This is a genomic window from Nioella nitratireducens (assembly GCF_001879715.1).
GTDB lineage: Bacteria > Pseudomonadota > Alphaproteobacteria > Rhodobacterales > Rhodobacteraceae > Nioella > Nioella nitratireducens.
The window spans coordinates 1-14186 of sequence record NZ_MNBW01000011.1 but is presented as its reverse complement, the minus strand read 5'-3'; the positions used below and the strand labels follow the sequence as shown (position 1 = coordinate 14186).

General features: G+C 64.6%; 11 protein-coding genes. 1 reads left to right on the top strand and 10 read right to left on the bottom strand.

Annotated elements, in window-relative coordinates; translation table 11 throughout:
• Positions 1-23 precede the first annotated feature (23 nt).
• Positions 24-3449: an indolepyruvate ferredoxin oxidoreductase family protein gene (locus tag BKY27_RS12225; protein ID WP_071674780.1), complete on the bottom strand. Its 3426-nt coding sequence runs from the start codon at positions 3447-3449 to the stop codon at positions 24-26.
• A 118-nt stretch (positions 3450-3567) separates the two neighbouring features.
• Here BKY27_RS12225 and BKY27_RS12220 point away from each other — a divergent pair, with 118 nt between their 5' ends.
• On the top strand, positions 3568-4011 hold the full coding sequence (locus tag BKY27_RS12220) for an Lrp/AsnC family transcriptional regulator (RefSeq protein ID WP_071674779.1): 444 nt from the start codon (positions 3568-3570) through the stop codon (positions 4009-4011).
• Here BKY27_RS12220 and BKY27_RS12215 read toward each other — a convergent pair.
• The 9 genes from BKY27_RS12215 to BKY27_RS12175 form a co-directional block, all read right to left on the bottom strand.
• A complete protein-coding gene (locus BKY27_RS12215) occupies positions 4008-5552 on the bottom strand; it encodes an FGGY family pentulose kinase (protein ID WP_071674778.1) in 1545 nt (514 codons plus the stop codon). The two genes, BKY27_RS12220 and BKY27_RS12215, sit on opposite strands and share 4 nt — an antisense overlap.
• Positions 5553-5568: 16 nt before the next feature.
• Positions 5569-6243: an HAD family hydrolase gene (locus BKY27_RS12210; RefSeq protein WP_071674777.1), complete on the bottom strand. Its 675-nt coding sequence runs from the start codon at positions 6241-6243 to the stop codon at positions 5569-5571.
• A gap of 3 nt (positions 6244-6246) precedes the next feature.
• Positions 6247-7716 carry a mannitol dehydrogenase family protein gene (locus tag BKY27_RS12205; protein ID WP_071674776.1) on the bottom strand — a complete coding sequence of 490 codons (1470 nt, stop codon included), beginning with the start codon at positions 7714-7716 and terminating at the stop codon, positions 6247-6249.
• A 3-nt stretch (positions 7717-7719) separates the two neighbouring features.
• Positions 7720-8490, bottom strand: a complete 771-nt coding sequence (locus BKY27_RS12200; RefSeq protein ID WP_071674775.1) for an L-iditol 2-dehydrogenase — start codon at positions 8488-8490, stop codon at positions 7720-7722.
• Positions 8487-9494, bottom strand: a complete 1008-nt coding sequence (locus BKY27_RS12195) for an ABC transporter ATP-binding protein (protein WP_071674774.1) — start codon at positions 9492-9494, stop codon at positions 8487-8489. Before BKY27_RS12195 ends, BKY27_RS12200 begins: the two co-directional genes overlap by 4 nt.
• Before the next feature lie 12 nt (positions 9495-9506).
• Positions 9507-10337: a carbohydrate ABC transporter permease gene (locus BKY27_RS12190; protein ID WP_071674773.1), complete on the bottom strand. Its 831-nt coding sequence runs from the start codon at positions 10335-10337 to the stop codon at positions 9507-9509.
• Between the two features lie 15 nt (positions 10338-10352).
• Entirely contained in the window at positions 10353-11219 is an 867-nt protein-coding gene (locus BKY27_RS12185) for a carbohydrate ABC transporter permease (RefSeq protein WP_071674772.1), read from the bottom strand.
• 164 nt (positions 11220-11383) lie between these two features.
• Positions 11384-12697, bottom strand: a complete 1314-nt coding sequence (locus BKY27_RS12180) for an ABC transporter substrate-binding protein (RefSeq protein WP_071674771.1) — start codon at positions 12695-12697, stop codon at positions 11384-11386.
• Between the two features lie 140 nt (positions 12698-12837).
• Complete coding sequence (locus tag BKY27_RS12175; protein ID WP_071674770.1) at positions 12838-13776, bottom strand: sugar-binding transcriptional regulator; 939 nt, start codon at positions 13774-13776, stop codon at positions 12838-12840.
• Between the last annotated feature and the right edge of the window lie 410 nt (positions 13777-14186).

Below are 14186 nucleotides of genomic sequence, written 5' to 3'. Positions count from 1 at the left end.
GCCTGTGTCTGGTTCCATCCTGCTTATCGGCCCTGCCCCGGCACGGCAAGTCGCAGCCCGTCGGGCATATTGGCCATAACCTCTTGCACCGCGTCTTCGCGGACCGGACCATAGCCACGGATTTCCATCGGGGCGGCCAGCAGGTCCAGCACCATGTCAGGATCTGGTCCCTGCTCCACATGGGTCAACACCCGCTCGAACCAAGCCAGAAGCGCCCGGTCGAGCTGCCGGTCGGCGCTGTAGCCAAAGGGATCGAGCGCCGTGCCCCGCAGGCCTTTCATCCGGGCGAACAGCCGGAACCCTATGGTCATCCACGGCCCGAAGGCCCGTTTGACAGGCCGACCCCGCGCATCGCGGCGCAGCGACAGGATCGGTGGCGCGAGGTGATAGGTGACGGAGTAATCCCCTTCGAATGTCTCGGCCAATTCCGCCTCGAACCCCGTCTCGGTGAAGAGCCGCGCCACCTCGTATTCGTCTTTGTAGGCCATGAGCTTGAACAGGGATTTGGTGGCGGTCCTCACCACGACGTCCTCCGCCTTGGGCAACGCCGTCCGGAACCGCGCGATGCGGTCAGTGAACCGTTTGGCATAGGCGGCGTTCTGGTAGTCGGCCAAAAACGCCGCGCGCGTGGCAATCACCTCGTCCAAGGTCTCGTCGGCCGGGGGCGAATCGTCAAGATGGGGCACCAGCACCTCGGGTTGGGCCGCCATGATGCGCCCCAGATCAAAGGCCATGGCGTTTTTGTCCACCGCCACGCCATTAAGCAGGATCGCCTGCTTCAGCGCCACCTCGCTGACCGGCACCAACCCGTTCTGAAAGGCCGCCCCAAGCAGCAGGATGTTGGCGAAGACACTGTCGCCCATCAGCTTTTCCGCCGCCCGGTTGGCGTCGAAGGCCACAACCCGGTCGCCCACGGTCGCACGGATCAACGCCTCGCGCTCGTCAATCCTGAGGTGTGCATCACGGTGCAACACCAGATCGCCCGTCGGCATTTCGGCCCGGTTCAGCACCATCCGCGTGCCGTTGCGGTAGTGATGCGACGCCTTGGGAGACGAACACACAACCGCGTCACAGCCGATCACCGCGTCTGCCGCGCCTTGTTCGATCCGCACCTGATGGATGGCCTCGGGGCTGGCACCGATCCGCACATAGCCCAAAACAGTGCCGAATTTCTGCGCGAAGCCGGTGAAGTCGAGCACGCTTGCGCCCTTGCCTTCCAGATGCGCGGCCATGGTGATCAGCGCGCCCACGGTCACGACGCCGGTTCCGCCCACACCCGCGACAAGCAGGTCGAAAGGCTCGCTCAGGTCGGCCGTGTCGGGCACCGGCAGATCGGCTTTCAAGGTCTCAAGGTCCAGCGCCACCGGAGCGGGCTTGCGCCGCGCGCCCCCCTCGACCGTCACGAAGCTGGGGCAGAACCCGTTGAGGCAAGAGAAATCCTTGTTGCAGGACGACAGGTTCACTTTGCGCTTGCGGCCAAACGCGGTTTCGCGCGGCTCGATGCTCAGGCAGTTGGACTCGACCGAACAATCGCCGCAGCCTTCGCAGACCAGCGGGTTGATATAGGCAAAGCGCTTGGGGTCTGCCATCGTGCCCCGCTTGCGGCGGCGGCGTTTTTCCGTGGCGCATGTCTGTTCATACAGAAGAATAGAAACCCCCTGCACCTCGCGCAGCTCTTCCTGCACCGGCATCAACTCGGCCCGGTCATGGAAGGTGGTGCCCGCCGGGAATTCCCCATGCCGGAACTTGCCGATATCATCCGAAACCAGCGCGATCCGCTCGACCCCCTCGGCCCGGCAGGCCAGCGCAATTGCGGCGGGGCTGACGGGGCCATCGACAGGCTGGCCGCCGGTCATGGCGACGGCATCGTTGTAGAGGATCTTGTAGGTAATATTGGCCCGCGCCGCGACGGCCTGCCGAATGGCGAGCGAGCCCGAGTGATGCCATGTCCCCTCGCCCAGATTCTGAAACCGGTGTCCAAGACCGGTGAAGCGAGAGGCGGCGACCCATGGCACGCCCTCTCCCCCCATCTGCGCATATCCGAGCGTGTTGCGGTCCATCCACCCCGCCATGACATGGCAGCCAATACCGGAATTGGCGAAACTGCCCTCGGGCAGCTTGGTCGACGTGTTATGCGGACAGCCCGAGCAGAAATAGGGCGTCCGCGTCGCGCCGGGAACCGTCAGCACCGGGGCGGGCGTTGCAGTCAGGTGCCGCGCCTTGGCAAGCAACCCTTCGCCCGGAAAGAACCGGTCGAGCCGTTCTGCAAGAACCGGCACCAGCAACAGCGGGCTCAACTCTCCCGTCCACGGGATCAGCGGATCGCCCGCCGCGCGGTGCTTGCCCACCATTTTCTGCGGCTTGTGCCCCGGCCAGTCATAGAAATATTCCTTGAACTGGCTTTCGATGATGCCGCGTTTTTCCTCGACGACCAGAACCTCGTCCTTGCCCTCGACAAAGGCAAGCGCATCGCGCCGGGCCAGCGGCCAGACCATGCCGACCTTGTAGATGTCGATGCCAAGGCGGCGGCAAGCGGCGGCGTCCAGACCCAACAGGCGCAGCGCCTCCATCAGGTCGAGGTGCCCTTTGCCGGTGGTGACGATCCCGAACCGGGCGTCTGGCAGGTCATAGATGCGGCGGTCAATCGGGTTGGCCTCGACGAAAGCCTCTACCGCCTCCAGCTTGGCGCCGATGCGGCCTTCGATCTCGGGGCTTGGCATGTCCGACGCGCGCACATGCAGCCCCCCCTGCGGCGCGGTGGAATCCGGTTGCACGAACGCCCGCTCGGCCGGGATTTCGATGGACTGCCCGGACTCGACCGTTTCAGAGATCGCCTTGAACCCGACCCATGTGCCGGAAAACCGCGACAGGGCAAATCCATAGGCCCCAAACTCCAGGTATTCCGCGATGCTGGCGGGGTTCAGCGTCGGCATGAACCACGCCATGAACGCCACGTCAGACTGGTGCGGCATGGACGAAGACACGCAGCCGTGGTCATCGCCCGCAACCACCAGCACACCGCCCTTTGGCGACGAGCCGTAAGCGTTGCCGTGTTTCAGCGCGTCGCCCGACCGGTCCACACCCGGCCCCTTGCCATACCACATGGAAAACACGCCCTCGACAGTGCAGTCAGGGTCAAGCGACGCCTGCTGTGCCCCCAGAACGGCGGTGGCTGCGAGGTCTTCGTTGACCGCAGGCAAGAAGTCGATGCGCTCGTCCTTCAGCCGGGCCTTCTGGCGCCACATCTCCTGGTCCAGACCGCCAAGCGGCGAGCCGCGATAGCCCGAGACGAACCCGGCCGTATCGCGCCCCGCCTGCCGGTCGCGGCGGGCCTGGTCGATCATCACGCGCACAAGGGCCTGCGTTCCGGTCAGGAAGACGCGGCCCTCGGTCCGGGCATAGCGGTCGTCAAGGTGGTAGGTGTCGAAGGTGGGGGCATGTGCGGTCATCAGTGGTCTCCTTGCGGCCAAGGATAGCGCAGGAGAGCTGGAAGAACTGGCCAATTGTCTTGTCCAAAATGGCCAGTTCTGAAAGGATTGCCCGCGAAATGCCGATATAAGCGAAAAAATGCCGAAACTGGACCAAACCGACGAACAAATCCTTCGCCAACTGGAACAGGACAGTCGCATGTCGAATGCCGATCTGGCCGAGACCGTGGGCCTGTCGACCTCGTCCTGCTGGCGGCGCGTCAAGGCGCTGGAAGAGGCCGGCGTGATCGAGGGCTATGGCATCCGCATCAACGACGCCCGGCGGGGCCTGACGTTCAAGGCCATCGTCCATGTGCAGCTGACCCGCCACGACCCGGCACAGCTGACGGCGTTTCTACGCGCGGTCGAAACGCGGGAAGAAATCCGCGCTTGCCACGCCACAACCGGGCAAGCCGACTATCACCTGCACGTCGCCTGCCGCGATATCGACGCCTACAACCGGTTTCTCGAAGAGGTGTTGTTTCGTCTGCCCGCCGTGGCCAGCGCACAGACCAACGTGATCCTGCGCAGCGTGAAAGGCTAAAGCCGGCTCAGGGCCGCGCGTTGATCCTGCATCAGGCAAAAGGCGCGATAGTCCCGGTCGCGCGCGCCCTGCCCTTCTGGCGTCGGTTCAATGATCGGGGCGACCCCCGCCATCGCCGCGACCGCGCCAGAAAGGGTGTCCGCCATACCGCCCGCCATGGCCGCCGCCATGGCCGTGCCAAGCAGAACGCCGTCGCCGCCGCCCGGGGTGATTACTGGCCGACCGGTGGCGTCCGCAATCATCTGCAAGAACAGGCGGCTGCGCGTCAGCCCGCCCGCGACCGCCAGCGGCCCCTGCCCCGGCACCAACAGGCCCATGTGATCCGCGATCTGCCGCAGCCCAAGCGCCAGCGACACCGCCGTGCGCCAGTAGAGCGCGGCCAGCCCGTCAAAGCTGCGATCAAGGGACAGACCGTGGATGACCCCGCGCGCGCCCGGATCGGCCAAGGGGGACCGGTTGCCCTTGAAATCGGGCAGGACGTGGATGTCCCCGCCAAACCCCGGCCCGTCGCGCGTCAACAGTTCTTCGACCCGTGCGATCACCCGCTCGTGCCCCGGCGGCGCGCCGTCTGATGGCCACGAGGTCAGGATATGATCCAGCAGGGCCCCCGCAGCGGATTGCCCGCCCTCGCGGCTCCACCATCCCGGCAGAACCGCGTCCCGGAACGGCCCCCATATTCCAGCGGCAAATCTGGGGTCCGGCGTGGTGGCAAGAACGGTACTGGAGGTGCCCGCGATGATCGCCACGCCCGTGTCGCTGCCGGGCCGCAGACAGCCAAGCGCCCCGGCAAAGGCGTCGATCATGCCAGCGGCGACCGGCAGGCCCGGCCGCAACCCCATGGCCTTGGCGGCGTCAGGCGACAGCGGCCCGGCGCAGGTGCCGACCGGTGTTGCAACAGCGGGCAGTGCGGCCCGGCCCAGCAGGTCCCCCAACCCGATCTGGTCCAGAAAATCCATCTGCCATCCGCCCGCCTCGGGCAGGAACGGCCATTTCGCGGACAGGGTGCAGGACGAGGCGCCCTCGGCCCCGGTCGCGCGCCAGACAAGATCGTCCGCCAGATCGCGCACGCGACCGAGACGCGCCCAGATATCCGGGCGATTTTCCTTGATCCACAACAGCTTGGGCGTCTGCATTTCGGGCGACATGGTGCCGCCCAGATGCCGGATCAGCGCGTGCCCGGTATCGGTGCAGCGTGCGGCCTGTGCCACGGCCCGGTGATCGCACCATGCGATGGTGTCCCGCCCGTCTGCCGAAAGGGCCACGCCCCGCCCTCCGGTATCGCGCAGCACCAACGAACAGGTGGCGTCAAAGGCCAGCGCCGCCACGTCATCGGCGGCGATCCCCGCCTCGGCCCGCACAGCGGCAATGGCCGCACAGGTCGCGTGCCAGATCTCCTCGGACCGGTATTCCGCCTCGGTGCCGCCCTCTTCATGCAACGCGATCGGCTGCACCGCCCGGGCGATGCGCGCGCCCTCGGGGGTAAACAGGCCAGCCCGTGCCGAGCGTGTCCCGACATCGACCGCGCAGAGATATTGCGTCATCACCTCTCCCGGCACTTCAGTGGCCCGCACCAAGAAGCGCGGGCAGGTCTTCCATCGACGAGATGATGGCCGAGGGCGCGCGATTTGCAACCCGTTTGACCAGACCGGCCGGCCCGGCATGGCCGCCCCCGACAAAGCCGATCACCTGCATCCCTGCCGCCTGCGCCGCCTCGATTCCAGCGGGACTGTCCTCGATAACGACACAATCACCGGGATCGACGCCCATTTCCTGCGCCGCGTGCAGGAACAGGTCGGGGGCGGGCTTGCCACGATCCACCATGCTGGCGCTGAAGATATGCGGCTCGAACAGGTCGAGCAGGCCGGTCAGGCCAAGCGAAAACCGAATACGGTCGGGCTGGCTCGACGAGGCAACACAAACCTTTCCGGGCATCGCGCGGATTGCCTCGGCCACGCCGGAAATCGGTTTGAGGGACTGGCGAAAGCGGTCGAACAGGCGCGCACGCAAGGCCGTCAGGTGGGCGTCCGTCAGGTCAAGCCCGTGTTCTGCCCGCAGCCAAGCCCCGATCGAGCCGAGTGATTTCCCCAAAAGATGCGCATAGCCTTCTTCCGGGTCCAGCGTGCAGCCCGCCTGCGCCAGAACCTCCAGCATCACCTCCAGCGAAATCGGTTCGCTGTCGACCAGCACGCCATCACAATCAAAGATCACCAGGCCGGGGGAAGGCATCGCCATGGGTCAGCCGCGTCCGAGATAGGTTTCCAAGGTGGCCGCCGTACCGTGCGACCAGAGCAGCCCAAGCCAACGTGCAAACGCCTCGCACAGGCGCGGGTCTTGCCCCAGATCGCCATAAATCGCCCGTTGGTCGAGCCATGCCTGCGACCGGTCCTTCGCAGCCAGCGCCACCGGCTGCAAGGCGTCCCAGTTGGGGTCGTTGGGCGCGATCTCGGCCCCGCTATCCGTGGTCCCGGCGCAGTAACGGCACCAAAGCGCGCATTCCAGCGCCAGCCCCTCGACCGAGCCGCCGGACTTCAGGGCATCGCGCAGGGTGGGCACGATGAACTTGGGCTGGCGGTTCGATCCATCGAGGCAGAGCCGCCGCACCGTGTCGCCGATCTTGGGGTTGGAAAACCGCCGTTCGATCAGGTCGAAATAGCCGCCAAGGTCGGTGTCGGGAACCGGTGGCACATTCGGGATCACCTCGTCTTCCTCGATCTTGCGCAGGAAGGCGCGGATCAGCGGATGTTCCATCGCCTCATGCACGAAATGAATGTCCATCAGGCCGCCGGGATAGGCGATGATGGCGTGGCCGCCGTTCAGGATACGCAGCTTCATCAGCTCATAGGGCGCGACATCGGCCACGAATTGCACCCCCACCTCCTCCAGCGCCGGGCGGCCAAGGGGAAAATGGTCCTCCAACACCCATTGCGTGAAATCCTCGCAGAACACTGGCCAGCCGTCCTCGAGTCCGAACTGTTCGGCCAGCATGGCCCGTTCGCGGTCGGTGGTGGCCGGGGTAATCCGGTCCACCATGCCATTCGGGAAGGCGACGGTGTCGGCGACCCAGGCGGCAAAGGCGGGGTCCGACAACTCGGCCAGCCCCACGACCGCCTTGCGGGCGACATGGCCGTTATGGGGGATGTTGTCGCAACTCATCACCGTGAAGGGGGACAGGCCCCGCTCGCGGCGCAGGCGCAACGCGCAAAGGATCTGGCCAAACACGGTCTTGGGCGCCGCCGGGGTGGCCGCGTCCGCGACAATGGCCGGATGGGTCGGGTCGAACCGGTCGTCGGAGTCGAGGAAATAGCCACCTTCCGTGATGGTCAGCGACACGATGCGAATATCGGGGGCAGCCATGCGGGCGATGGTGGCGGCGGGATTGGCCGGTTCCAGGAACTCGATCATCGAGCCCAGAATCCGCGCCGTGCTGCTATCGGCCTCTTGTTCCACCAGCGTGGTCAGCCAGTCCTGCGCGGCCAGCACGTCGCGGCCCTTGCGCTCGCCCTCGAACACCCCGGCGCCGACCAAGGCCCAATCGCGGCTGAGGCCCTTGTTGAACAGCCGGTCCAGATACATCGCCTGATGCGCCCGGTGAAAATTGCCGACGCCGAAATGGACGATGCCGGGCGAAACGTCGGCGCGCGCATAGGCGGGCACGGCGACGCCGGTCAGGTCCGAGAGCGTGGAAAGGGAAAGGGTCACGGCCATGGCTCAGCTCATCCAGTTGCCGCCATCGACATTGTATGTCTGGGCGACGATGTATTCGGCCTCGTCCGAGGCAAGGAAAATGGCCATGCCGGTCAGGTCTGCGGCGGTGCCCATTCGTCCGAAAGGCACGGCGTCGCCGACCTCGCGTTTTTTCTGGCCGGGGGCTTTGCCCTCGTGTTCAGCAAAGAAGGCGTCAACACCGTCCCAATGCTCGCCCTCCACCACGCCGGGCGCGATGGCGTTCACGTTGATGCCGTGCTGGATCAGGTTCAGCCCCGCCGATTGGGTCAGGCTGATGACGGCGGCCTTGCTGGCGCAGTAGACGGCCACCAGCGCCTCGCCCCGGCGACCCGCCTGGCTGGCCATGTTGATGATCTTGCCGCCGCCGCGCGCCATCATGTGGCGCGCAACCGCTTGCAGGGTAAACAACGTCCCACTTACATTGATATCGAACACGCGGGCATAGTCGTCGCGGGTGATCTCGACGATCGGCGCGGCGGTGAAGATCGCGGCGTTGTTGATCAGGATGTCGATCTTTCCGAGCCATGCGACCGTGTCGGTGACGGCCTGGTCGATGCTGGCTTGACGGGTTACATCCATCTCGACGGCAAATGCCGCCTCGCCGATCGCTTCGGCGGCCTGCCGGGCGCGCGCGATGTCGATATCGGCAATCGCCACCCGCGCGCCTTCGGCCACGTAGGCCTTGGCAAAGGCAAGGCCGATGCCCCGCGCTGCGCCGGTGATCAGCGCGCATTTTCCGTCCAGCCGTTTCATGCGATGCGCAGTCCGGTTTCGTCGAAGCGGTGGATGTTTTCTTCCTGCGGGCTCAGCCACACCACGTCGCCATGGCGGGCGGTGACGCTGCCATCGACGCGGATCGTCATGGTTTCAGACCGGGCGCTGTCGGGGTGAATGTGCAGGAACGTGTCTGCGCCCAGATGCTCTGCCACGCCCACCGTGCCACGCCACGCGCCTTCGGTGGTCGACATGGTCAGGTGCTCGGGCCGGATGCCGATCGTATGTGCATTGCGTTTGGCGGCTTCCTCGCCTTCAAGGAAGTTCATCTTGGGCGAGCCGATGAAGCCTGCAACGAATTTGTTAAGGGGCGCGCGATACAGCTCCAGAGGGCTGCCGACCTGCTCGATCACACCGGCCTGCAACACCACGATCTTGTCGGCCATGGTCATGGCTTCCACCTGATCGTGGGTAACGTAGACCATGGTCGTGGTCAGCCGCTCGTGCAGCTCGCTGATTTCCAGCCGCATCCCGTGGCGCAGCGCGGCGTCGAGGTTCGACAGAGGCTCATCGAACAGGAAAGCCGCCGGTTCCCGCACGATGGCGCGACCGATGGCGACCCGCTGGCGCTGCCCGCCCGACAACTGGCCGGGCCGCCGATCAAGATAGTCGGTCAGGTTCAGCGCCTTGGCGGCAGAGGCAATCCGGCGCTCCTGCTCGTCCTGCGGCATCCCTGCCATCTTCATCGGGAAGGCGATGTTCTTTTTAACCGACATATGTGGATAGAGCGCGTAGCTCTGAAACACCATGGCAAGGCCGCGCTTGGCAGGGGGCACCATGGTGGCATCCTCGCCGTCAATGCGGATCTGCCCACCCGAGACATCTTCCAGCCCGGCGATCAGCCGCAGCAGGGTGGATTTTCCGCAGCCCGAGGGGCCGACGAAAACCACGAACTCACCATCTTCGATTGTCAGGTCCAGCGGCGGAATGACTTCGACGTCGCCAAAGGCTTTGCGGACCTTGTCCAGCGTAATGCGTCCCATATCCTTGTTTCCTTATTTGACGGCGCCGAAGGTGAGACCACGCACCAGCTGTTTCTGGCTGAACCACCCCATGATCAGGATGGGCGCGATGGCCATGGTCGAGGCGGCGGAGAGCTTGGCGTAGAACAGGCCCTCGGGGCTGGAATAGCTGGCGATGAAGGCGGTCAGCGGCGCCGCGTCGACGGTGGTCAGCGTCAGCGTCCAGAAGGCTTCGTTCCATGCCAGGATGATGTTGAGCAGAACAGTCGAGGCAATCCCCGGCACCGCCATCGGCGTCAGCACGTAAAGGATTTCCGAGCGCAGGGTTGCCCCGTCCATCCGCGCGGCTTCAAGGATCTCGCCGGGGATTTCCTTGAAATAGGTGTAGAGCATCCAGACGATGATCGGCAGGTTGATGAGCGTCAGGATCACGATCAGCGCGCCCTTGGTGTCCAGCAGGCCGGTCTGGATCAGGATCAGGCGGATCGGGTACAGCACGCCCACGGCGGGCAGCATCTTGGTGGACAGCATCCACAGCAGGATGTCCTTGGTCTTCTTGCCCGGCACGAAGGCCATCGACCAGGCGGCAGGCACCGCGATCAGGATGCCGAGCGCGGTCGAGCCCACGGCGATGGCAATCGAGTTCCACAGATAGCGCATGTAGTCCGAGCGGTCTTGCACCACGGCGTAGTTTTCCAGCGTCCAGTGGAAGTTCAGGAACAAGGGCGGGTCGGCGATGGCGTCGGCCTCGGTCTTGAAGCTGGTCAGGATCGTCCAGAGGATCGGAAAGAAGATCAGCAGGGCAATGATCCAGGCGACAGCGGTCAGCGTGATCTTGCGTTGTGTGGTGATTGCGCGGGCCATCGGTCAGGTCCTCCCTCAGGCGTCCAGGTTCTTGCCGACGATGCGCATCAGCACCAAGGCAACGATATTGGCGAGGATCACGGCGATGATGCCGCCGGCGGATCCGAGCCCCACGTTCTGGCTCTCGATGACCCGCTGGTAGACCAGATATGTCAGCGTCCGGGTGCCGAACGCGCCGCCGGTGGTCACGAAGATCTCGGCGAAGATCGACAGCAGGAAGATCGTCTGGATCAAGATCACAACAGTGATTGCACGGGCCATGTGCGGCAGGATCATATAGAAGAACCGGCTGAACGCGCCCGCGCCGTCCATCTCGGCGGCTTCGAGCTGTTCAGAACTCATCGATTGCACCGAGGTCAGCAGGATCAGGGTGGCGAAGGGCAGCCACATCCACGCCACAATCAGAATGATCGAAAACAGCGGCAGTTGAGAGAGCCAGTCTATCGGCTCCATCCCCAACCCGCGCCAGAGATGCGCGAAAAGGCCGTTCACCGGGTTCATGAACATGTTCTTCCAGACCAACGCCGAAACGGTCGGCATCACGAAGAACGGGGCAATGACAAGGATCCGCACAGGCCCCTGCCCCCAGATCGGTTGATCCAGCAGGAGCGCCAGCAGAATGCCCCCGATCACCGTGATCAGCAGAATGCCCCCCACCATCATCAGCGTGGTGACGACGGCATCCTGAAACGAACTGGAGGTCACGAAGCGTGTGTAGTTGCCCAAGCCCTCGCAGCAATCGAAGGTGCCGCGCATGGGTCGGTAGTCCATCACCGAGAACCAGAGCGTCAGGCAGAGCGGAACGAGCATCCACACCAGAAGAACGAAAACGGCGGGTGCCATCATCAGTCGGGCGGCGGATCGGGAATGCTGGGTGGCCATGGCGGGGTCCTCTCTTCCGGGCGGCAGGCTGCAAGCGTGCGGGGCGGCGACCGGACAGGCAAGGGAAACGGCAGGCCGGCAGATTTGCGGCCAACGCTCGGGACAGTTGGGAAAAGTGGGGGGCGGTTGAGGGCCGCCCCCCGAGAGGGAGGGAGATCAGCCGATCAGTAGCCAGCCGCTTCCATTTCCTCGGTGGCCAGGTCTTGTGCCTGTGCCAGCGCATCTTCGGCGGTCGTCTGACCCGCCAGCGCAGCCGAGAAGACTTGCCCGATTTCCGTCGCCAGCCCCGCGAATTCCGGGATCGCCACGAACTGAACCCCGGTATAGGGCACCGGGTCCACCGTCGGGTTGGTGGGGTCGGCCGAATTGATCGAGTCGAGCGTCATTTGCGCGAAGGGCGCCGCATCCAGATAGTCCTGGTTCTCGTAAAGCGAGGTGCGGGTGCCCGGAGGCACGTTGGCCCAGCCTTCGTTCTCGGCGACAAGCCCGACATAGCCGGGGCCGGTTGCCCAAGAGATGAACGCGCGCGCAGCGTCCGGGGCGTCGGACGAGGACGGGATCGCCAGTGACCATGCCCACAGCCAGTTGCCGCGCGGACCAAGACCATTGTCGGGCGCCAGCGCAAACCCGACAGAGTCAGCCACTTGCGAGTCGTCCGGGTTGGTCACGAAAGACGCCGCAACGGTCGCGTCGATCCACATGCCGCAATGGCCGGTCTGGAACAGGGCGAGGTTTTCGTTGAAACCATTGTTGGCGGCCCCCGGAGGCCCGGCTTGGTTCAGCAGGTCGAGGTAGAAATTGAGCGTCGTCGCCCATGCCTCGCTGTCGAATTGCGGGGTCCAGTTCTCGTCGAACCAGCGCGCGCCGAAGCTGTTGGACATCGCGGTCAGGAACGCCATGTTCTCGCCCCAGCCCGGCTTGCCGCGCAGGCAGACGCCGTAGATATCGTTGTCGCGGTCGGTCATGGCGATGGCGGCTTCGCGGATGAATTCCCAAGTCGGCGCATCGGGCATATCCAGACCGGCGGCCTCCATCAGGTCGGTGCGATACATGACCATGGAGCTTTCGCCGTAGAAGGGCGAGGCGTAGAGGTTGCCGTCAACCGTCAGGCCTCCGCGGATCGCGGGCAGCAGGTCGTCGATATTGTAGTCGTCGCCGAGGTCATTGAGCGACTGAAGCCAGCCACGTTCGCCCCAGATCGGAACCTCGTAGGTGCCGATGGTGATGATGTCATACTGGCCACCGCCGGTGGCGATGTCGGTCGTCACGTTCTGGCGCAACACGTTTTCTTCCAGCGTCACCCACTCGACAGTGATGCCGGGATTTTCTGCTTCGAACACGTCCGTCAGACCCTGCATGCGGATCATGTCGCCGTTGTTCACGGTTGCGATGGTGATGGTGGTGTCCTGCGCGGCCGCGGCAAAGCCCATGGCGGTCAGCGCGGTGGCACCCAGAAGGGCGCGGGTCGTTCTTGTCATGATATCCTCCCAAGGATGAGCAATTGCTAAGCTCATGGGCATTTATTCACTTTCCGTTACGAAAGGTCAACACCAAAATCCCGCCGCACCGCGGCGCGGGCGAGAGGGTCAGGCTCAAAAGTCTGGAAATCAGGGGTTTTTCAGAGCAGCGCGGTCGCTGTCTCTTCGTCGGTGATCAGTCCGTTCACAAGGCCGCCCCGCAAGGCACCCCGAATCGCGGGCACCTTGTCTGGCCCATGCGCCGCGGCGATGACCGGGCGATCGGCCTCATCCCCAAGACCGGCCGAGGACACGCGCTCGTTCAAGGCATCGTCCAGCAACCGGCCCTCGGCATCGTAGATCCAGCCGATGATCTCGCCCACGGCGCCCTTGTCGCTGACCCGCTGCTGGTCGTCGGGGGTGATGAACCCGTCCAGCAGCAGCGGCGCCCGGTCATTGATCGCCCCGATCCCGAGAAACCGGACATCGGTCTGACGGGCCAGATCGAGGGTGGTGGTCAGGGTCGTCTGCCCAAGCAGCACGGTGCGCTCTTCTGCGGACGCGGCGATGACAGGCAGGGGCAAAGGGTAAGTGGGGGCCGTGACCTTGTCGGTGATGGTGAACAGAACGTTGTAATAGGCGGTAGAGCCATCGGGCGCGATATTGCCGGTCAAGGAGACGACCTTGTGCTGATCACAGGCCAGATGCGGCAGGTGTTCGATGGCAGCGCGCAATGTTCGCCCGGTCCCGAGACCCATGACCATGGGATCGGGCTGCGACAACCAGCGTTCGATCAGGTTTCCGGTCGCGTGTGACACTGCCAGGCCCGACGCCGCGACCGAGGCCAGCGACGGCACCACCTCGCAGGTTCCCAGCCCGTACCGCTCGGTCAGCGCCTCGACCAGTTCCAGGCATCGCGCAATCGGATGGTCGATGCGCACCTTGACCAGCCCGGCGGCACTGGCCTGCGAGACCAGCCGCTGCGCCGATTGCCGCGAGATCCCCATGATCTCGGCAATCTCGTCCTGTTTGCGACCGGCCACATAAGAGAGCCAGGCCGCCCGCGCGGCATCATCCATCTTTCTGTCAGAAGTCACCATTCCCGCGCCGATCCCGGTCTCGTCTCATACCGGGCCAATCCTGTTGAGGATTTTCCGGTTTGGCAAGCACCGGTCCACGGCCCGCCCCGATTCCCGGCGGCGATCCCGACGCGGCTGACCTGGCAAATCATCCCGAGTCGCCTGCCCCAAAAAGCGTAATTTTCACACGATATGGGGTGTTGTCTGCTGGGGTGTGGGTCGGATGGGGTGTTACCGTTTCAGCGATGCGGTGTGGGTCTGGCAGGCGCCGCCCCGTCCAGTGTCGAGAGAGGGGGGGTCGACCGATACAGGCAACACTCTGTCTTTGCGACATATTTCCTGCCCCGGTTATCTGATAACACGGCATCGCACCTTCGTTTGTTTCTCACACGAAGTCGATGTTATCGCCTTTCCGCCCGCCGATATTGCCT

Bases quoted from the DNA above. Each gene is read 5' to 3' on its own strand.
- BKY27_RS12225 (WP_071674780.1), bottom strand. From the start codon at position 3,449: ATGACCGCACATGCCCCCACCTTCGACACCTACCACCTTGACGACCGC.
- BKY27_RS12220 (WP_071674779.1), top strand. From the start codon at position 3,568: ATGCCGAAACTGGACCAAACCGACGAACAAATCCTTCGCCAACTGGAA.
- BKY27_RS12215 (WP_071674778.1), bottom strand. From the start codon at position 5,552: ATGACGCAATATCTCTGCGCGGTCGATGTCGGGACACGCTCGGCACGG.
- BKY27_RS12210 (WP_071674777.1), bottom strand. From the start codon at position 6,243: ATGGCGATGCCTTCCCCCGGCCTGGTGATCTTTGATTGTGATGGCGTG.
- BKY27_RS12205 (WP_071674776.1), bottom strand. From the start codon at position 7,716: ATGGCCGTGACCCTTTCCCTTTCCACGCTCTCGGACCTGACCGGCGTC.
- BKY27_RS12200 (WP_071674775.1), bottom strand. From the start codon at position 8,490: ATGAAACGGCTGGACGGAAAATGCGCGCTGATCACCGGCGCAGCGCGG.
- BKY27_RS12195 (WP_071674774.1), bottom strand. From the start codon at position 9,494: ATGGGACGCATTACGCTGGACAAGGTCCGCAAAGCCTTTGGCGACGTC.
- BKY27_RS12190 (WP_071674773.1), bottom strand. From the start codon at position 10,337: ATGGCCCGCGCAATCACCACACAACGCAAGATCACGCTGACCGCTGTC.
- BKY27_RS12185 (WP_071674772.1), bottom strand. From the start codon at position 11,219: ATGGCCACCCAGCATTCCCGATCCGCCGCCCGACTGATGATGGCACCC.
- BKY27_RS12180 (WP_071674771.1), bottom strand. From the start codon at position 12,697: ATGACAAGAACGACCCGCGCCCTTCTGGGTGCCACCGCGCTGACCGCC.
- BKY27_RS12175 (WP_071674770.1), bottom strand. From the start codon at position 13,776: ATGGTGACTTCTGACAGAAAGATGGATGATGCCGCGCGGGCGGCCTGG.